The sequence below is a fragment of the Streptomyces kaniharaensis genome (genome assembly GCF_009569385.1).
Lineage (GTDB): Bacteria > Actinomycetota > Actinomycetes > Streptomycetales > Streptomycetaceae > Kitasatospora > Kitasatospora kaniharaensis.
Genome location: NZ_WBOF01000001.1, coordinates 4517837 through 4536558, shown reverse-complemented (window position 1 = coordinate 4536558; position 18722 = coordinate 4517837). Strand labels below are relative to the sequence as shown.

Here is an 18722-nt window from a genome sequence, read left to right as displayed (position 1 = left end):
CCGGACGTCACTGCGTTCGACGAGGGACGGTAGCCGAGAGTTCCTCAGCCCACGTAGGCGGGTGCGACGGCGGCCCCCGTGACCCGTCGGGCGGCGCCGCCGCCGTCGGCCGGGACGGTCCACAGGTCGGCGCCGTAGTCGCCGGGGAGGGCGTACAGCAGGGCGCCGTTGTCGGTCCAGACGGCCTGGTCGTCGATGTCGCGCTGTTCGGCGGTGGGGGTCTCGGTCATGGTGGCGAGGTCGAGGACGTAGAGCCGCCAGGGGGCGTCGTCGGGCAGGCCGGGGACGCGCTTCTTGTAGGCGACGCGGGTGCCGTCCGGGGAGAGGGAGGGGCACTCGACGTTGTCGTGGAGGGTGGTAAGGGTGCGGGAGGCGAGGTCGCCGCGGACGAGGTGGGTCCGGCCGGCGGTGGCGAGGGTGGCGTAGAAGGTGTTGTCGTCGGCGAAGGTGACGCCCCAGATGTTGACGTCGTGCGCCTGGTAGGGCCGGCCGTCCTTGACGATGTCGAAGCTCTCCAGGTTGTCGCGCAGGTTCCAGTCGCGGACGTCGACGACGGAGGTACGGGTGGAGAAGTTGGTGCCGGCGTAGGAGTCGCCGCTGACGAAGACGGTCCATGCGGCGAGGTGGCCGGAGGGCGAGACCCGGGAGCGGGTGGGGATGCCGGCGACGGGGAAGGAGCGCTTCTCCTTCAGGTGGTCGTCGAGGACGACGGCCCGGTAGGTGTCGTCGAGGGCGCCGTGTTCGGCCTGGAGGCAGATGCCGGTGCCGCCGGCGGCGTGGAAGCGCAGGCAGTGGACGCCGGAGGCAGTGCGCGGGCCGTCGGGGCGGTCGGCGGGGACGGCGGTGAGTTCGTCGCGGTGCGGGCCCCAGGCCATGTTGCGGAACACCAACTGCCGTCCGCTGGTGGGTTTCTGCAGCGAGACGTCGCCGGAGTCGACGGCCGGCGCGCCGGGCTGGGCCTGGTCCCGGCGGGCGGTGCGGTCGGCGGCGTGGAGGACGGCTCCGGTGCCCACCGCGCCGAGCAGCAGGACGGCGATCAGGAGGATGAGCACTCTGGTCCGGTTCCGGAGCTGGTTCACGAGGACACCTCACGGGCGGGTTCGCGGAGGACGGCGGCCGCGCCGAGGACGCACAGCGCGAGCGCGCCGGCCGACCAGGCGAGCGCGGTGGTGCCGCCGACTGCGGACCACAGCGCGCCGAACAGCAGCGAGCAGGCGAACCGGGCGAGCGCCTGCCCGGTGCCGACCAGGGCGAGGCCGGCGCCGCGCTGTTCGGCGGGCACGGCGTCGGCCGCGGCGGCGGCGAGCACGCCGTCGGTGGCGGCGTAGAAGGCGCCGTGCAGGACGAGGACGCAGACGGTGGCGGGCAGTCCGTGGAGCGGCGAGAGCAGCAGCCCGTACGCGAGGAGGAGCACCGCGTGCCCGGCGGTGAAGAGCCGGCGGCGGCCGATCCGGTCGGCGAGCGCGCCCAGCGGAACGGCGAGCAGCAGGAACGCCGCGGCCGTGCCGAGCGGCAGCAGCGGGAAGAGGTCGGTGGCGAGGCCGAGGCGGCGCTGGACGAGCAGGTAGAGGAACGAGTCGCTGACGGTGGTGAGTCCGAGCAGGACGGCGCACAGGGTGAGCCGGCGCAGTCCGGGCAGCCGCAGCAGCGACAGCCCGTCGCGCAGCGAAGGAGCCGAGGTTGACGTCGCATCACCGCCGAGCCGGCTCGGCACGAACAGCAGCAGCACCAGCACCCCGAGCGCGGCGATGCACGCGCTGACGGTGAACACCGCGTCGTAGCCGTGCCGTTCACCGCCGTCGGCGAGCAGCGGGCCGCCGGCCAGCCGGAGCACCAGGAACGCGGTGAGCGGCCCGAGCAGGGCGCCGGCGGTGTCCATCGCGCGGTGCACGCCGAACGCCCGGCCGCGGTGCTCGGGTTCGGTGGCGAGCGAGATCATGGCGTCGCGCGGGGCGGTGCGCAGGCCCTTGCCGGTGCGGTCGACGGCGATGACGGCGCCGATCAGCGGCACGGTGTGGGCGAACAGCAGCAGCGGCTTGCACAGGGCCGACAGGCCGTAGCCGACGGCCGCGACCGCCTTGTGCCGGGCCGCGCCGTCGCCGCCGCGCCGGTCGGCGAGGTGGCCGCCGGCGAGACGGACGAGCGCGCTGAAGCCGTTCTGCAGGCCGTCCAGCAGTCCGAAGCCGAGCGGGGAGAGGCCGAGCCCGGTGAGCAGGTAGAGCGGGAGGACGGCGCTGACCATCTCGGAGGAGATGTCGGTGACGAGGCTGACGGCCCCGAGGGCGACCACCGCCCCGGGCACGGCGGCACGCAGGGCGGCCCTCCCCCCGTGCCCGCCGTCGGCCTCCTGGCAGGGGGAGGCGGGCCCGTGCCCCGGCGCGGTGGCCGGGGCGACGGGAGCCTTGGAGCGTCGGGAATCCGCGACGTACACGGGCGTCAGTTCCAGATGCCGGTGATGTCGTTGGCGGTGGCGGCGTTGCCGGCGTGGGCGTTGACGCCGGTCAGGTCCTCCAGGGTGCGCAGCACGTCGTAGTGGTTGTACGAGGTGGCGGTGCTGCTGCCGGGGGCGACGTGCGCGCCGTAGACGACGGTGGGGATGCGGTTGCCGGACAGCTTGTTGTCCTCGTCGAAGGTCATGACGAGCAGGCTGTTGTTGTTCTTCGCCCAGTCCGCGTAGGCGGCGAGGTTGGCCTTGATCCAGGAGTCGCCGGTGGCGACCGAGCAGTCGTGCATGTCGCTGCAGAGGTCCGGGATCACGAACGACACCTTGGGCAGGGTGGTGAAGTCGGTGGGGAACGCGTCCATGCCGTAGGCGCTGGAGGTGGGGACGTTGCCGAAGCCGAACCACGGGTTATGCTTCTGCGCGTAGTTGTCGACGCGGCAGTCGGTGGCGCCGACGCCGGGAATGCTCTCGTTGTAGCTGGCGAAGGTCTGGCCGGTGGCCAGGAGTTCGGAGGCCAGGTTGGGCCCCTGGAGGGCGCCGACGTCGACGCAGCTGTCGTCGGTGATGCCCTGGGAGCTGCCCGAGAACAGCATGTAGTAGTTGGGCTGGCTGGGGTGGGTGAGCGCGTACGACTGGGTCAGGGTCGCGCCACCGGCCACCAGGGTGTTGTTGATGTAGGGCGCCCTGGAGCTGCCGATCACCTGCGAGTAGGCGTGGTTCTCCATGACCACGACGACGATGTGGTCGGGCGTCGGCAGGCCGGCGGCAGTGTCGGCGGCGGCGCTGCCGCTCGCGGCCCAGAGGCCGAGTGAGCCGGCGGCGAGGCCGAGTGCGGCGGCGAGAGCGGTGAGGGTCCGGCGACGGGGGGTGCGGGGCGTGCCGGCGGTGCGGAGTCGTGCGAAGGCCATGGGGGTCCTCCGGGCGTCGAATGTGCTTCGGGCTTCCTGGGGGTGGAGCGCCGAAAACAGTAGGATCGCCCCATGTCGTGTACGGCACAAGACAAGTGAAGAACAGAAGAACAGCTGTCACTCGCGGGCGGGCGGCAGCCGGTCGACGTCACAGCCGCGCCGATTGACCCGTTCCGGCCGGGCATGGTGGGATCACCTGGGCTTTTGGGCGCCGAGTGAAGGAGCGGGACGTGATCGGGCTGGTGGCCGTCGACGGGACGGTCGGTCCGCTCGCCGACGAACTGCACGCCGCCTGGCCGGACAGCAGCAAGGCCTACAAGGCGAAGCGCGGCAGCTGCTTCGGCCCGCCCGAGGCGCTCGGGTTCGCCCTCCACGAGTCCGAGCACGTGATCCTCTTCGCGCCGCTCGCGACGGCCCTCCACCTGATCGATGATGTGGGCCTCGGCAGGACGAAGGACAAGGGCCTGCTGTGCGTCGACCCGCAGCGGCGGTACGTGATCCCGCTGAGCGCTGACGCCGGCACGAAGGAACTGGCCTGGGAGGTGGCGGCCGTCCTCGGCGTCCTGCCGGTGTTCACGGACCGCCCGTCACCGCGCGAGAGCGCCCTCGCCGAACTGGCCCGGCAGGCCCCGCGGCCACCTCTCGACACCCCCACGGCCACGCCTCCCGCGCAAGAGCCGATCCTGCGGCTCCCCGACCCCGAGGACCCGGAGTACGGCGACGACCTCGAAGTGCTCCCGCGCACGCTCGTCCTCGGCATCGGCGCGAGCAGCCGCACCGAACAGACCGAGGTGATGCGGCTGCTGGGCGCGACCCTGAAGGAGACCGGTCTCAGCCGGACGTCGATCGCCCGCATCGCCACCATCGCCGGCAAGGCGGACCACCCGGCCGTGATCTGGGCCCACTGGTGCCTCGGCCGGGCGCCGGTGGACGAGCACCTTGCGGACGCGCTCGCGGTCGTCCCCGTGCCGAACCCGTCCGCCGCGGTAGACTCCGCCGTCGGCACCGCGAGCGTCGCCGAGGCGGCGGCCCTGGCGAGCGCGCCGGGCGGCGAACTCGTCGTCGCCAAGCGGAAGTCGGCGACGGCGACGATCGCGATCGCACGGACGGCACTGCGCGGACGGCTCACACTGGTCGGCCTCGGCCCTGGCCCGCACGACCTGCTGGTGCCGCGCGCACTGGAGGAACTGCGCAGCGTCTCGGCGGTGGTGGGCCCGGAGGCCGCCGTCACGGCAATCGCCGCACTGCTGCGGCCCGCCACGCGACGCGTCGCGACGGACGACTTCACCGAGGCCGCCGTCACCCTGGCCTCGCACGGCCACGCCGTCGCGCTGGTCGCCCTCGGCGACGGCACTGCGCTGGACGCGCCCCCCGGCCCGTACGACGTGCTCCGTATCCCCGGCCTGCCCGCCGCTCCCGAGAACAGCCGCCAAGGAGACCCCGCGTGACCGCCGCCGAACCCGACCTCCGCCACCACGGCGACGCCGAGGTGCGCGCCGACGGGCTCGGCCTCGTCGACCTCGCCGTCAACGTGCGCACCGGCACGCCCCCGCTCTGGCTGCGCGAGCGGCTCGCCGCCACCCTCGGCGAGCTCGCCGCCTACCCCGACCAGACGGCCGCGCGCGCCGCCGTCGCCGCGCGGCACGGGCGGCCGACCGACGAGGTCCTGCTCACCTCGGGCGCCGCGGAGGCGTTCGTCCTCCTCGCCCGTGTTCTGACGTCACGCCATGTCGCCGTCGTCCACCCGCAGTTCACCGAACCCGAGGCCGCCCTGCGCGATGCCGGACACGAGGTGCACCGGGTGCTGCTGTCACCGGAGGACGGCTTCCGCCTCGGCGCCGTCCCCGAGGAGGCCGACCTGGTCGTCCTCGGCAACCCGACCAACCCCACCTCCGTCCTGCACCCCGCCGCCGCCGTCGCCGCGCTGGCCCGCCCCGGGCGCACCCTGGTGGTGGACGAGGCGTTCATGGACACCGTGCCCGGCGAACGCGAATCCCTGGCCGCCGTACGGGACTTGCCGGGCCGGGTGGTCGTGCTGCGCAGCCTCACCAAGACCTGGGGCCTGGCCGGGCTGCGGATCGGCTACGTGCTCGGGCCGGCCCCGCTGGTCGCCGCGCTCGGCGCCGCGCAGCCGCTGTGGCCGGTCTCCACCCCGGCCCTGACCGCCGCCGAGGCGTGCAGCACGCCGGCCGCGCTGGCCGAGGCGGAGGAGGCGGCCGCGGAGCTGGGCCTGTGGCGCGCGCACCTGCTGAAGGGGCTGGCCGGGTTCCCGTCCGTACGGGTGTACGGCGAGCCGGCCGCGTCGTTCGTGCTGGTCCGGCTGCCGGGCGCGGCGGCCGTCCGGGAGCGGCTGCGCGAGCACGGCTTCGCCGTCCGGCGCGGGGACACCTTCCCGGGGCTGGGCGAGGAGTGGCTGCGGATCGCCGTCCGCGACGAGGCCACGACGGACCGCTTCCTGGACGCGCTCGCGGCGGCGATCACCACGGCGTGACGCAGTCACCCGCCGAAATCCGCCCGGCGCAGGCGTTCCACCGCGCCGACGGTCCTCACTCCTGCGCCCATTCCCGGAGCAACGCGAAGTGCAGATCCCCGAGGCCGGCCCGGGGGTCGACCCAGAGGGGCAGGGCCGGGGCCGGGTGGTTGGCGGCTATCCACTCGATGTCCTGCGGCCCGAGTTCGTCGTCCAGCCAGACGAACGGGCGCCCGGCCGCCCAGGCGACCAGGTCCCGGGTCTTCCAGTGCAGGCCGTCCGGGTCGTCCCGGAAGACCTCCGTCCAGCGGACGTAGGGGAGTTCGGGCAGGCCGATCCGCGGGCCGATGAAGGTGTTCGCCTCGTCCATCCACGTGGTGGCCCACACGAGTTCGTACGGCAGCGCCAGCAACTGCGGCCCGTGCTGCGGGTTGAGCCACACCCGCAGCGGCTTCACGCGCTGCCCCGGCTGCTGGGCCTGACGGGCCACCCAGGACGCGGGCCGGACGCGGTGGGTGTCGTAGCCGTCCGGCCGGCGCTGCTTCGGCGCGGCGTAGGGGTTCAACGGTCCGTCGACGTCGATCAGGAGAAGGGGCGTCATACCTGTTCATCCTGGCCCGTGACGGGCGGGTTGACTACTGGCTTTCCGGCCTCCGGGTGCTGGCGTCACCGCGGCCCCGACGTCCGGGCTCATCCGTGCGCACAACGGCCGCAGGCCCTTCCCCGGTGCGGGGAAGGGCCTGCGGCCGTACGCCACTTCGTGCGGACCGGATCTACCGGATCAGACCTGGCCGGCCTTCTCCAGGGCCTCGCAGCAGGTGTTGATCAGGAGGCGGGTGACGACGTAGGGGTCGATGTTGGCGTTCGGGCGACGGTCCTCGATGTAGCCCTTCTGCTCCACCTCGACCTGCCACGGGATGCGGACGGACGCACCGCGGTTGGAGACGCCGTAGCTGTAGACGTTCCACGGGGCGGTCTCGTGCTTGCCGGTCAGGCGGGACTGGATGTCGTCACCGTACTGGTTGACGTGCTCCAGCACCTTCTCCTGGGAGGCACCGAGCGACTCGCAGGCGGTGATGATGGCCTCGTAGCCCTCGCGCATCGCCTTGGTGGAGAAGTTGGTGTGCGCACCCGCGCCGTTCCAGTCGCCACGGGCCGGCTTGGCGTCGAGGGTGGCGTCGATGCCGAACTCCTCGGCGGTGCGGTACAGCAGGTAGCGGGCGATCCACAGGTCGTCCGAGACGGTCAGCGCGTCGACCGGGCCGATCTGGAACTCCCACTGGCCGGGCATGACCTCGGCGTTGATGCCGCAGATGGCGAGGCCCGCGTCGATGCAGCGGTCCAGGTGCAGCTCGACGATCTCGCGGCCGAAGACCTCCTCGGCGCCGACACCGCAGTAGTAGCCACCCTGCGGGGCCGGGTAACCGCCCTCCGGGAAGCCCAGCGGGCGGGAGCCCTTGAAGAAGGTGTACTCCTGCTCGATGCCGAAGATCGACTCCTGGCTGGCGTACTTCTCGGCGACCTCGCGCAGCAGGGCGCGGGTGTTGGACTCGTGCGGGGTACCGTTCGTCTCCAGGACCTCGCACAGGACCAGGATGTTGTCACCGCCGCGGATCGGGTCCTTGACGACCTTCACCGGCTCCAGCACGCGGTCCGACGCGTGGCCCTCGGCCTGGTTGGTGGAGGAACCGTCGAAGCCCCAGGTGGGGATCTTGTCCGCGTTGGCCAGGACACGAGTCTTGGAACGGAGCTTCGCGGTCGGCTTGGTGCCGTCGATCCAGATGTACTCGGCCTTGATTGCCACGGCGGTGTACCTCGCATTGCTGGGTGGTGGGTGCCCGCGTAGCGTCGCAAGCCGCCGTTTCCCGGTTGTTCCTCTCATGTAACGCGCATGTGAACCAACCGTCCGCGTTGGCACCATCACGGTGCGGGAGTGCCGGGGGCGGCACTCCCGCACCGGTGCCGGCCCTTCGGGCGTGCCTCAGTGCCGGCGGGCGTGGGCGGCCCGGCGGCGCCGGGTGGCCCACAGGGCGCCGGCGCCGCCCGCGACCAGGGCGGCGGCCCCGGCGGCGAGCGGGCCAGTGGCGCTGCTGCCGCCGGTCGCGGCCAGTCCGGCGGCGGGCTTCCCGGTGGCGGCCTGCGGGGCGGCGGCGCGCGTGGTGGTGTCGACCACCGGCTGGACGGTGGGCGCGGACGTGGCGGCCGTCGGAGTACCGGACGGCGCGGACGGCTTCTCGCAGCTCACCGAGGCGACGGTGATCGTACCCGTGACCTTGGCGACGTTCAGGTTCAGCGGGTTCACCTCCACCTTCACCTCCAGGGCGGAGGCCGCGGCCGTCGTCGAGGTGGTGGTGCGCTTGGAGAACTCCACCGAGACGCTGCCGATCATCGGCACGTCCACCTTGGTCGGCCCGTAGAGGCCGACGGTGACCGGCTTGCCGAGGACGGTCAGCCCGGCGGGCGCGACGACGTTCGCGGTCGGCCGCCCGTCGACCGGGCAGGTCGCCTCGGCGCTCATCGCCTCCAGGCCGAGCAGTGCGGTGGCCGGCAGGCCCGGGGCGTGCACGTCGGCGTTGACCAGCTGGACGGAGGCGGCGGTGCCCTTCGCGTCCGAGCGTGTCACGGACTTGCCGACGTCCGCCTTGACCAGGGTGACCGGGCCCTGCTGGGCCACGCCGTCCACCTTCGCGGTGAGCATCGACGTGTCGCTCTGCGCTGGCGTCTCCACCTTGTTCAGCGCGATGTTCACCGGGACGTTCACCGCCTTGTTCAACAGGCTGACGTCCAGGGCGAGTTCGGCCGTGACGGCACGCGCCTTGCCGGGCGACGGCGACGGGGCCGGGCCCGACTCGGCGGCCCGCGCCGGCGGGACGGTGAGCAGCGTGCAGGCCGCGACGGCGGCGGCTGCGGAAACGGTTCGGCGAGAAGGCCGGGAAGACATGGCGGTACCCCCACAGGTGCGTGTTGCTCCGGAGCGCGCCCACGACGTCACCCGCGACAGGGCGGGGATGGGCAGGCGCTCCGAACGGTGAGCCGCCAGTCTTCTCTAACGGTGCGTCACATGCGCCACACGGACCGCCATTTCACCCGTCAGGGTGAGTTTGACGGCTGCCGGTGGCAGGTGTCTGCTACGGCAGCCGCCAGTCCACCGGCTGCGCCCCCTGCCGCACCAGCAGCTCGTTCGCCCGGCTGAACGGCCGCGAGCCGAAGAAGCCGCCGTTCGCCGAGTACGGGCTCGGGTGTGCCGACTCGATCGCCGGGACGTCCCCGAGCAGCGGCCGCAGGTTCCTGGCGTCCCGGCCCCACAGGATCGCCACCAGCGGGCCGCCGCGCGTCACCAGCGCACGGATCGCCTGCTCGGTGACCTCCTCCCAGCCCTTGCCCCGGTGCGCGGCGGGCTTGCGCGGCGCGGTGGTCAGCGCGCGGTTGAGCAGCAGCACGCCCTGCTGCGTCCACGGTGTCAGGTCGCCGTTGGACGGCTGCGGGAGGCCGAGGTCGTTCCCGTACTCCTGGAAGATGTTGATCAGGCTGGCCGGGATCGGCCGCACCTCGGGCGCCACCGAGAAGCTCAGCCCGACGGCGTGGCCGGGGGTCGGGTACGGATCCTGCCCGACGATCAGCACCCGCACGTCGGCGAAGGGCTGCTGGAACGCGCGCAGCACGTTCGGCCCGGAGGGCAGGTAGGTGCGGCCGGCGGCCAGTTCGGCGCGCAGGAAGTCGCCCATGGCGGCGACCCGCCCGGCGACGGGCTCCAGGGCGGTGGCCCAGCCGGGCTCGACGATCTCGTTCAGTGGACGCGGTGCCATGGTCGCAACCTTATCGGCCTACGCCGACAACGCGTTCAGCGGATGATCATGCGACCGGCCGGCCCCGCAGGACCACCAGCCGGGGTGCGGCCAGCACCCGCACGTCCGCCCGCGGGTCCTCGTCGTACACCACGAAGTCCGCCGGCGCGCCCTCCACCAGCGCCGGCCGTCCCAGCCACTCGCGCGCGCCCCAACTCGCCGCCGACAGCGCCTCGGCAGGGCTCAGACCGGCCTTCACCAGCTCGGCCACCTCGTCCGCGACCAGCCCGTGGGCGAGCGAGCCGCCCGCGTCCGTCCCGACGAAGATCGGGATGCCCGCGTCGTGCGCGGCACCGACCGTGTCGTAACGGCGCTCGTGCAGCCGGCGCATGTGCGCGGCCCAGGCCGGGAACCTGCCCTCGCCGCCCGTCGCCAGCTCCGGGAAGGTGGCGATGTTGACCAGCGTCGGGACGATCGCGACGCCGCGTTCGGCGAACACCGGGATCAGCTCCTCCGTCAGCCCGGTGGCGTGCTCGACGCAGTCGATTCCGGCTGCCAGCAGGTCCGGCAGCGACTCGGCCGAGAAGCAGTGCGCGGTCACCCGCGCGCCCTCCTCGTGCGCCGCCGCGATCGCCTCGGCGAGCGCGTCCCCCGGCCAGCAGGCGGCGAGGTCGCCGCGCTCGCGGTCGATCCAGTCGCCGACCAGCTTCACCCAGCCGTCCCCGCGGCGGGCCTCGGCCCGGACGTACGCGATGAGGTCGCCGGGCTCGATCTCGTGCGCGTAGTTGCGGATGTAGCGACGAGTGCGGGCGATGTGCCGCCCGGCCCGGATGATCCGCGGCAGGTCCTCGCGCTCGTCGATCCACCGGGTGTCGGCGGCCGAGCCGGCGTCGCGGATCAGCAGCGTGCCGGCGTCACGGTCGGTGAGCGCCTGCTTCTCGCTGGTCTCGGCGTCGACGGCGCCGTGCGCGTCCAGCCCGACGTGGCAGTGCGCGTCCACCAGGCCGGGCAGCACCCAGCCGGTCACCGTCCGGACGTCCTCCGCGCCCGACGGGCGGGTGAAGGTCACCCGGCCGTCGACCACCCAGAGATCGTCCCGGACGTCCTCCGGACCGACCAGCACCCGACCCCGGACGTGCAGCACCGCGCCATCGCTCATGGCCCGCACTCTACCGACGCGGGCGCCGCGTGTAAGGGGGCGCCGTGGGCGAGCAGCAGGAGAGCGGCCCCCGAGCCCTCGGAGGCCGCTCTGCCGCAAGGCCGGCGTCAGTGACCGCCCGCCTCCACCACCTCGACGCCGCGGATGTTCCGGTCGATCTCCTCCGCGGGCAGGGCGACCGCCAGGGCCCAGTAGTAGATCACCAGGGCGAACACCACGACGACGAGGATGTCCCACCAGAGGGGCAGGTTGCCCTGCGAACCCTCGCCGAAGGTGCCCTGCCAGGAGATCAGGCCCATGCCGACCAGGTAGACCGGCAGCCACTGGCCCGCCCTGAAGTCCATCCGGGGCGCGTGCGGCACCCCCTTCGACACGGCGTACGCGGAGTACGAGCCGAGCAGCACGTAGCCGATGATGATCGCCAGGCCCAGCCGCCACAGCGTGTCCCAGCCGGACCAGTAGATGACCAGGCTCGCCACCGCGAAGGCGATCGGCGAGATGATCGTTCCGGCCGGCAGGTGGTACGAGCGCTCCATCGCCGGCAGCCGCTTGCGCAGCACCCCGAAGGCCAGCGGCGCGCCCGCGTACATCAGGACGACGGCCGACGTGATGAACCCGACCAGTCGCTGCCAGCTCGGGAACGGCAGGAAGCAGAGCACCCCCGCGACCCACGCGACGACCAGGCCGAGCCACGGCACCGAACGCTGGTCCGTGTACTGCAGGGTCTGCGGCGCGTAGCCGTTGCGGCTCAGGCCGTACGTGACCCGCGAGCTGGAGGTGATGTAGACCAGGCCGGTGCCGGCGGGCGAGATCACGGCGTCGACGAAGAGGATGGTGGCGAGCCAGCCCAGGCCGATCAGCGTCGCGAGGCCCGCGAACGGTCCGCTGATGCCGGGGTAGGTGAGCTTGTCCCAGCCGCCGGCGAAGGTCGACGGCGGCAGGGCCCCGATGAACACCACCTGGAGCATGACGTAGACGATCGTGCCGATCACCACCGACCCGAGCACGGCCCGGGGGATGTCCCGGCGGGGGTTGCGGCTCTCGCCCGCCCACTGGATGGCCTGTTCGAACCCGAGCAGCGCGAAGATCACCCCGCTGGTGCTGATCGCCGCGAGCACACCCTTGGCCCCGGCCGGCGCGAAGCCGTGGACGTTGAAGTTGGAGCCGTGGAACTCCGTGATGCCCAGGGCGAAGATGGCCAGGACCGGGACGGCGACCTTCCACACGGTGGCCACGCTGTTGGTGTGCGCGAGGATCCTGACGCCGAGGAAGTTGATCGCGACGAAGGCGGCGAGCAGGGCGGCCGCGACCACGAACCCGCTGCCGGTCAGGGTCAGGTCCTCGTTCAGCAGGCCGCGCGCCCAGGACCAGTGCCGGGCGTAGTTGATCATCGCCTGCACCTCGATCGGCGCGATGGTCGCGGCCTGCAGCCAGGTGAACCAGCCGAACGACATCCCCGCGAAGCCGCCGAAGGCGTAGTGCGGATAGCGCGCGGTGCCGCCGGCCACCGGGAACAACCCGCCCAGCTCGGCGTGGACCAGCGCCAGCAGGATGATCGCCAGAGCACCGATGCCCCAGGACACCAACGCCGCGGGACCGGCCGCCACCGCCGCCTTCTGCGCCCCGAACAGCCACCCGGAGCCGATGATCGCCCCGACCGACGCCCAGAGCAGGCCGATGACCCCGACCTCGCGCCGAAGGCCGGTATGCCCCGAACCAGTCGGGGTCGAAGTAGTGGAGTGAGCCATGCACGGCCGCCTCTCGCATGTCGGGAAAATCCACCCCGACAGTGCCGCAGCTCAGCTGTCTCACCCGCGCCGAAACGCGCTCCGAACCGCCCCCCTCACCTGAACGGCCGACACCGCCGCACGACGCGGCCCGCCCCGGGAACGTTTCGGGGCGGGCCGTCAGCTGCTCGGAGGAATCGGCCGACGGCGGCGACCGGTCCCCTTCCGCGGCGATGCCACCGGGGTGGTCCGTTCCCGCCCCGACGGCACCAGGCTCAGTCCATCTCCCGCGCGTGCCGCGAAAGCGCCGACGTGGCCAGCGAGTTGTGCACGCTGAACGCCACCGTCCCGGGCAGGTAACGGTCCTGGGACCACTCGACCGGGGTGCCGGTCGGGTCCGTCGTGCGCCGCCGTTCGCGCAGCAGCGGGCCGCCGCGGCGGCAGCCGAGCAGGCGGGCGTCCTCCGCGTTGGCGGCGACGATGTCGATGGTGTGGTCGGCGTCCGTGAACAGGATGCCGTGCTCGCGCAGGACCTCGGTGTGGGAGACGACGTCCGGCGGAAGCTCCGCGATGATCTCGCCGACCCGCGGCGGGTAGACGGTGCGCTCGACCATCACCGGCGTGCCGGAGAGCGTCCGCAGACGGACCATCACGTACACCTCGGCGCCCGGCTCCAGCCGCAGCTGCTCGCGCTCGGCGGCGTCGGCCGGGCGGCGCACCAGCGAGTCGAGGATGCCGCCGGGCTCCTCGCCCATCGAGTACGCCCAGTGCGTGAAGCTGAGCAGTTCGGAGAAGCTCTGCACCCGCGCGCCCCCGAGCACCACGCGCCGGGTGCCGCGGCGGGAGGTGACCAGGCCGTCCGAGCGGAGCACGGCCAGCGCCTGCCGGACGGTGCCGCGGGAGACGCCGTACTGCTCGGCCAGCGCGCCCTCGGCGGGCAGCCGGCCGGCCTCGCCGTACACGCCGGTGGTGATGGCCTCGCGGAGGTCGGCCGCCACCTTCCGGTAGAGCGCTCCGGCGGTGCGTTCGGCGGGGCGCTCGGGCTCAAGTGCCACGTCAGTCAATGTCCCTCCTGGGGCGGTGTCCTGCGCAGCCGTACCGGCGCGGACGGCCCGACCGTATCCCGCTGCGCCTTCGCAGCATCGCACCGAACGGATCACGCGCCACCTGCCGGATTCCACCGTTCCCACAGCCGACCCCGGTTCTGGGCCGCCCGTTCACCTTCCCGTCACCGAACTCCGGCGTACTTACCCCCGTCAGCGAAGTTGGCTAGTCAACTCGGACGAATCCGAACGGCTTTCGGACAACTCCGCAGAACGTCACTCGCACGATCCCCCGATCCGACACCGCTGTACCTCACCCCGCAGCAGCCCTCGCAGTACACCCCCGATCAGGAGACTGACCAGTGTCCGTGCACCGCGCCCGTTCCGCCGCCTTCGCGGCCGTCCTGACCGCCGCCGCGCTCTCCCTCACCGCCTGCGGCTCCGCCGGCTCGTCCACCGCGAAGTCCGGCGACGCCGCCGGCGGCAAGGACGCGAAGACCGCCAAGTCCCTCGCCGACTTCGGCGGCATGGACGCCCTGGTCGCCGCCGCCAAGAAGGAGGGCAAGCTGCACGCCATCACGCTGCCCCGGGACTGGGCGAACTACGGCAAGCTGATGGACGACTTCAAGGCGAAGTACGGCATCGAGATCGAGGACGAGAACCCGGACGGCTCCAGCCAGGACGAGATCAACGCGGTCACCTCCCGCAAGGGCCAGGACCGCGCCCCCGACGTCGTCGACCTCGGCTCCGCGTTCGCGCTCAGCGCCGCCAAGCAGGGCCTGCTGGCCCCCTACAAGGTCGCCGACTTCGACAAGATCCCGGCCACCATGAAGGACCCCGAAGGCCTGCGCTACAACGACTACGGCGGCTACATGTCGATCGGCTGCGACGCCAAGAAGGTCGCCGCCTGCCCGAAGACCTTCGCCGACCTGCTGAAGCCCGAGTACAAGGGCATGGTCGCCCTGAACGGCAACCCGACCAAGGCCGGTGCCGCGTTCGGCGCCGTCTACGCCGCGGCCCTCGCCAACGGCGGCTCGCTGGACAGCATCCAGCCCGGCATCGACTTCTTCGGCAAGGTCAAGCAGGCCGGCAACTTCAACCCGGTCGAGGTCACCCCGGCGACCATCGAGAAGGGCGAGACCCCGATCAGCATCGACTGGTCGTACCTGAACGCCGGCTACGCCGTGAAGTTCAAGGACAAGGGCATCGACTGGCAGGTCGCCATCCCGTCGGACGGCTCCTACGCGCAGTACTACAACCAGGCGATCAACAAGGACGCGCCGCACCCGGCAGCCGCCCGCCTGTGGGAGGAGTACCTGTACAGCGCCGAGGGCCAGAACGGCTTCCTCGGCGGCTACGCCACGCCGGCCCTGTTCGACGCGATGAAGGCCGCCGGCACCCTCGACGCGGCCGCCGCCTCGAAGCTCCCGCCGGTCGAGAAGCCCTTCACCACCTTCCCGACCCAGGAGCAGACGGACGCGGCGAAGAAGACCGTGACCGAGAACTGGGCCAAGGCGATCGCGGGCTGACCTGACGATGACCACGGCTCCCACCCCGGTGCCGGCCCCCGCCTCCGCCGCCCAGAGCGGCGGGGGCGCCCCCGGCTCCGTCACCCCCGTTCCCACGGCCGCCACCGACGCGGCCACCGAGGCCCCTCGCCCCGGCAGGCGCCGCGGCACCCGCGGGCGCGCCTGGCTGGCCGCCCTCCCCCTCCTGCTGTTCTTCGTGATCGGGTTCGGCCTGCCCGCGATCGCGATCGCCATCGGCGCGTTCACGACCTCGACGGACGCCCTCGACGGCGGCGGCACCTTCACCACGGACAACATCACCGGCTCGCTCCAGGGCGCGTACTTCACCGCCCTGTGGGGCAGCGTGAAGCTCTCGCTGCTGACCGCCGCGATCGCCACGGTCGTCGGCCTGCCGCTGGCCCAGGCGGTGGCCACCTCGCGCTTCGGGATGTTCCGCGAGGCCGTGATGTCCGCCTCCGGCGTGCTCGCCAACTTCGGCGGTGTGCCGCTCGCGTTCATGTTCGTCGCCACCCTCGGCAACTCCGGTGAGATCACCAAGCGGTTCGGCCTCGCCAAGCACGGCTGGAGCCTCTACACCTTCTCCGGCCTCTCCGTGGTCTACCTGTACTTCCTGGTGCCGCTGATGGTCATCACCATCACCCCGGCCCTGGAGGGCCTGCGGACGCAGTGGCGCGAGGCCGCGTACAACAACGGCGCGACGGCCGTGCAGTACTGGCGCCACGTGGCCCTGCCGGTGCTGGCGCCCTCGCTGCTCGGCGGGTTCGTGCTGCTCTTCGGCGCCTCGTTCGCGGCGTACGCCACCGCCGAGGCCATGGTGGGCAGTTCGGTGCCGCTGATCTCGATGCAGATCGGCGACGCACTGTCCGGCAACGTGCTGGTCGGCCAGGGCAACCTCGCCCTCGCCCTCGGCCTCGACATGATCGTGGTCGCCTGCCTGGTGATGGCCGTGTACCTGCCCCTTCAGCGCCGGAGTGCCAAGTGGCTCGCCTGATCAATCGCATCCGTTTCGGCCGCGGCCTCGTCCTGCTGATCTGCGGGATCTACTTCGCCGTCCCGATGGCCGCGTCGCTGTGGTTCAGCATCGACGACAACAAGGGCGGCACCACCTTCCGCGCCTACACCGAGCTGCTGAACGCCCCCGGCTTCAGGGACAGCCTGGTGCTGAGCCTCGAACTCGCCGGCGTCTCCGTGGCCGTGCTGCTGCTCCTCCTGGTGCCGGCGATGCTCGCCGCCCGGCTCGGCGCGCCGAAGCTCCGCCCGGTGATCGAGATCATCTGCTCGATGCCGCTGGTCGTCCCGGTGGTCGCGCTCACCACCGGCATCATCGGCGTGCTGCGCTGGGGCCCTGACTACCTCCAGGACACCCCGTTCTTCCAGACCATCGTGGCCGTCCAGGACCCGAACTTCCCGATCGTCCTGGTCATCGCGTACGTGCTGATGGCGCTCCCGTTCGCCTACCGGGCACTGGACGCCGGGCTGCGCGGCGTGGACGTCGTCACCCTGGTCGAGGCCGCCCGCAACTGCGGCGCCGGCTGGCTGCGCGCGGTGTTCACCGTCGTCCTGCCGAACCTGCGCAGCGGGCTGCTGAACGCGGCCGTGCTCACCGTCGCCCTGGTGCTCGGCGAGTTCACCACCGCGTCGATCCTCGGCTTCGCCCCCTTCTCGGTGTGGATCAACTCCAACGGCAAGAGCGACGGCCAGATGTCCGTCGCCGTCTCGATGCTCAGCCTGCTGATCGTCTGGCTCGTCCTGCTGCTGATGTCCGCCGTCGGCCGCGGACGCAAGACCGCGCGGTCCTGATCACCTTCGCTTTCCAGGAGCTTCCCCCATGACCACGGTTACCGCCCCCGCCCCCGGCACGGCCTCGGCCACCGGCGGCGCGACCGTCGAATTCCGTTCCCTCCGCCGCTCGTTCGGCGCCACCACCGCCCTGGACGGCCTGGACCTCACCGTCCGGCCCGGCGAACTGCTCGCCCTGCTCGGCCCGTCCGGCTGCGGCAAGACCACCGCGCTGCGCATCCTGGCCGGCTTCGAGCAGCACGACTCCGGCGAGGTCCTGGTCGACGGCCGGGACATCACCGCGATCCCCGCGCACAAGCGCGACGCGGGCATGGTGTTCCAGTCCTACAGCCTCTTCCCGCACCTGACCGCGCTCGACAACGTCGCCTTCGGCCTGCGGATGCGCGGCACCGGCAAGGCCGCGCGCCGCAAGCGCGCCGAGGAGCTGCTGGAGCTCGTCGGCCTGCCGCACCGCGCCGAGCACTACCCGCACCAGATGTCCGGCGGCCAGCAGCAGCGCATCGCGCTCGCCCGCGCGCTCGCCCTGCAGCCGCGCGTCCTGCTGCTCGACGAGCCGCTGTCCGCTCTGGACGCCAAGGTCCGGCTCTCGCTGCGCGAGGAGATCCGCCGGCTCCAGCAGGAGCTGGGGATCACCGCCCTGTTCGTCACCCACGACCAGGAGGAGGCGCTGTCCATGGCCGACCGCGTCGCCGTGCTGCGCGCGGGCCGGCTGGAGCAGTGCGCCTCGCCGAACGAGCTGTACTCGCGCCCGGCCACCGCGTTTGTCGCCGAGTTCGTCGGCACCATGAGCCGGATCCCGTGCACCCGCACCGCCGACGGCGTCGAGGTGCTCGGCCGCCGGCACGCCGTGGACGGCACCGTGCCGGCCGACGGCGAGCTCCAGGTGCTGGTCCGCCCCGAGAACGTCACCCTGACCCCGGCCGCGGACGGCCCGGCCCTCGTCGTCACCGCGTCGTTCCTGGGTGCCGTCACCCGGCTGACCGTCCGCCTCGACGACGGCACCGAGGTCAAGGCGGACCTGCCCACCGAGGCCGCCGCCGCGCTGCCGGCCGGCTCGCGCGCCGGGCTCACCCTGCCGGAGCGCCCCGTCCTGGTGGACCGCCGTGCGGCCTGACGGCTGCCGTCGCATACCCTCCGAACACGCCGAGAACCCTCCGAGGATCCACCGAAGGTACCGCCATGCCTGAATCCCGCTTGCCCGCAGCCGTCCTCTTCGACATGGACGGCACCCTGGTCGACACCGAGCAGCTCTGGTGGCAGGCCGCCGCCGAACTCGCCGACGAGCTCCACCACGCGCTCACCGACCAGGACGCCCCCGAAGTGCTCGGCCGGGCGATCGAGCACACGGCCGCCCACCTGCACAGGGTCAGCGGCACCGAGCGCACCGAGGCCGAACTCGCCGACCGGCTCGGCGACTCCTTCGCCGGCAAGGTCGCCGCCGAGACCGTGCCCCGCCCCGGCGCGCTCGCCCTGCTCGCCTCGCTCCGGGACGCGCGGGTGCCCACCGCGCTGGTCTCCGCCTCCCCGCGCCGGGTGGTCGAGCTCGTCCTCTCCGCCATCGGCCGGGACTGGTTCACCACCACCCTCGCCGCCGAGGACACCGAGCGCACCAAGCCCGCGCCCGACCCGTACCTCGCCGCCGCCGAGCGCCTCGGCCTGGACCCGGCCGCCTGCGTCGCCGTCGAGGACACCCCGACCGGCGTCGCCTCCGCCAGCGCGGCCGGCTGCGCGGTCCTCGCCGTCCCGTCCACCGCGACCCCGATGCCCGACGGCTCCCGGATCACGCTGCTCGACAGCCTGGAACAGGTCGATCTCGCCCTGCTCGGCAAGCTCGCCGCGCACCAGGCCGTCTGATCGT

General features: G+C 72.7%; 17 protein-coding genes. 7 read left to right on the top strand and 10 right to left on the bottom strand.

What is annotated here, in order from left to right; genetic code table 11:
• Window positions 1-44: 44 nt before the first annotated feature.
• Genes F7Q99_RS20490 through F7Q99_RS20480 form a run of 3 tightly spaced genes read right to left on the bottom strand, consistent with a single transcriptional unit; the run spans window position 45 to window position 3351 of the window.
• The gene (locus F7Q99_RS20490; RefSeq protein WP_326846919.1) at window positions 45-1079 is read right to left on the bottom strand and encodes a TolB family protein; all 1035 of its coding nucleotides are present in this window, start codon (window positions 1077-1079) and stop codon (window positions 45-47) included.
• Window positions 1076-2431 (bottom strand): MFS transporter, encoded by a 1356-nt coding sequence (locus F7Q99_RS20485; protein WP_326846918.1) that lies wholly within the window; start codon window positions 2429-2431, stop codon window positions 1076-1078. The genes F7Q99_RS20490 and F7Q99_RS20485 overlap by 4 nt, the downstream gene beginning before the upstream one ends.
• Window positions 2432-2436: 5 nt before the next feature.
• Complete coding sequence (locus tag F7Q99_RS20480; protein WP_153463415.1) at window positions 2437-3351, bottom strand: alkaline phosphatase family protein; 915 nt, start codon at window positions 3349-3351, stop codon at window positions 2437-2439.
• 230 nt (window positions 3352-3581) lie between these two features.
• On the opposite strand from F7Q99_RS20480, the gene F7Q99_RS20475 reads away from it, so the two are divergent.
• Window positions 3582-4799, top strand: a complete 1218-nt coding sequence (locus tag F7Q99_RS20475; protein ID WP_153463414.1) for a cobalamin biosynthesis protein — start codon at window positions 3582-3584, stop codon at window positions 4797-4799.
• The gene (gene cobC / locus F7Q99_RS20470) at window positions 4796-5842 is read left to right on the top strand and encodes an Rv2231c family pyridoxal phosphate-dependent protein CobC (RefSeq protein ID WP_326846917.1); all 1047 of its coding nucleotides are present in this window, start codon (window positions 4796-4798) and stop codon (window positions 5840-5842) included. The genes F7Q99_RS20475 and cobC overlap by 4 nt, the downstream gene beginning before the upstream one ends.
• Window positions 5843-5897: 55 nt before the next feature.
• Here the strand turns inward: cobC and F7Q99_RS20465 are convergent, their stop codons facing one another.
• The 7 genes from F7Q99_RS20465 to F7Q99_RS20435 form a co-directional block, all read right to left on the bottom strand.
• Entirely contained in the window at window positions 5898-6422 is a 525-nt protein-coding gene (locus tag F7Q99_RS20465; RefSeq protein ID WP_153463413.1) for a hypothetical protein, read from the bottom strand.
• Window positions 6423-6602: 180 nt separating this feature from the next.
• The gene (glnII, locus tag F7Q99_RS20460) at window positions 6603-7625 is read right to left on the bottom strand and encodes a glutamine synthetase GlnII (RefSeq protein ID WP_326846916.1); all 1023 of its coding nucleotides are present in this window, start codon (window positions 7623-7625) and stop codon (window positions 6603-6605) included.
• 177 nt (window positions 7626-7802) lie between these two features.
• On the bottom strand, window positions 7803-8762 hold the full coding sequence (locus tag F7Q99_RS20455) for an SCO1860 family LAETG-anchored protein (protein WP_153463412.1): 960 nt from the start codon (window positions 8760-8762) through the stop codon (window positions 7803-7805).
• A 187-nt stretch (window positions 8763-8949) separates the two neighbouring features.
• Complete coding sequence (locus tag F7Q99_RS20450; RefSeq protein ID WP_153463411.1) at window positions 8950-9627, bottom strand: uracil-DNA glycosylase; 678 nt, start codon at window positions 9625-9627, stop codon at window positions 8950-8952.
• A 46-nt stretch (window positions 9628-9673) separates the two neighbouring features.
• Entirely contained in the window at window positions 9674-10765 is a 1092-nt protein-coding gene (locus tag F7Q99_RS20445) for an amidohydrolase family protein (RefSeq protein ID WP_153463410.1), read from the bottom strand.
• A gap of 107 nt (window positions 10766-10872) precedes the next feature.
• Window positions 10873-12513 carry an APC family permease gene (locus F7Q99_RS20440; protein WP_153463409.1) on the bottom strand — a complete coding sequence of 547 codons (1641 nt, stop codon included), beginning with the start codon at window positions 12511-12513 and terminating at the stop codon, window positions 10873-10875.
• 254 nt (window positions 12514-12767) lie between these two features.
• Complete coding sequence (locus tag F7Q99_RS20435; protein ID WP_326846915.1) at window positions 12768-13547, bottom strand: GntR family transcriptional regulator; 780 nt, start codon at window positions 13545-13547, stop codon at window positions 12768-12770.
• A 350-nt stretch (window positions 13548-13897) separates the two neighbouring features.
• Between F7Q99_RS20435 and F7Q99_RS20430 the strand changes: the two genes are divergently transcribed.
• The 5 genes from F7Q99_RS20430 (at window position 13898) to F7Q99_RS20410 (ending at window position 18718) form a co-directional block, all read left to right on the top strand.
• The gene (locus F7Q99_RS20430) at window positions 13898-15064 is read left to right on the top strand and encodes an ABC transporter substrate-binding protein (RefSeq protein ID WP_326846914.1); all 1167 of its coding nucleotides are present in this window, start codon (window positions 13898-13900) and stop codon (window positions 15062-15064) included.
• Between the two features lie 7 nt (window positions 15065-15071).
• Window positions 15072-16055: an ABC transporter permease gene (locus F7Q99_RS20425; protein WP_153463406.1), complete on the top strand. Its 984-nt coding sequence runs from the start codon at window positions 15072-15074 to the stop codon at window positions 16053-16055.
• Window positions 16055-16864, top strand: a complete 810-nt coding sequence (locus tag F7Q99_RS20420) for an ABC transporter permease (RefSeq protein ID WP_407697868.1) — start codon at window positions 16055-16057, stop codon at window positions 16862-16864. The genes F7Q99_RS20425 and F7Q99_RS20420 overlap by 1 nt, the downstream gene beginning before the upstream one ends.
• 28 nt (window positions 16865-16892) lie before the next feature.
• A complete protein-coding gene (locus F7Q99_RS20415; RefSeq protein WP_153463404.1) occupies window positions 16893-17978 on the top strand; it encodes an ABC transporter ATP-binding protein in 1086 nt (361 codons plus the stop codon).
• Between the two features lie 65 nt (window positions 17979-18043).
• Window positions 18044-18718, top strand: coding sequence for an HAD family hydrolase (locus F7Q99_RS20410; RefSeq protein WP_153463401.1), 675 nt, complete (start codon window positions 18044-18046; stop codon window positions 18716-18718).
• Window positions 18719-18722 lie beyond the last annotated feature (4 nt).

Coding starts and splice junctions, on each gene's coding strand:
- F7Q99_RS20480 (WP_153463415.1), bottom strand. CDS start 3,351: ATGGCCTTCGCACGACTCCGCACCGCCGGCACGCCCCGCACCCCCCGT.
- F7Q99_RS20465 (WP_153463413.1), bottom strand. CDS start 6,422: ATGACGCCCCTTCTCCTGATCGACGTCGACGGACCGTTGAACCCCTAC.
- F7Q99_RS20455 (WP_153463412.1), bottom strand. CDS start 8,762: ATGTCTTCCCGGCCTTCTCGCCGAACCGTTTCCGCAGCCGCCGCCGTC.
- F7Q99_RS20450 (WP_153463411.1), bottom strand. CDS start 9,627: ATGGCACCGCGTCCACTGAACGAGATCGTCGAGCCCGGCTGGGCCACC.
- F7Q99_RS20445 (WP_153463410.1), bottom strand. CDS start 10,765: ATGAGCGATGGCGCGGTGCTGCACGTCCGGGGTCGGGTGCTGGTCGGT.
- F7Q99_RS20440 (WP_153463409.1), bottom strand. CDS start 12,513: ATGGCTCACTCCACTACTTCGACCCCGACTGGTTCGGGGCATACCGGC.
- F7Q99_RS20425 (WP_153463406.1), top strand. CDS start 15,072: ATGACCACGGCTCCCACCCCGGTGCCGGCCCCCGCCTCCGCCGCCCAG.
- F7Q99_RS20415 (WP_153463404.1), top strand. CDS start 16,893: ATGACCACGGTTACCGCCCCCGCCCCCGGCACGGCCTCGGCCACCGGC.
- F7Q99_RS20410 (WP_153463401.1), top strand. CDS start 18,044: ATGCCTGAATCCCGCTTGCCCGCAGCCGTCCTCTTCGACATGGACGGC.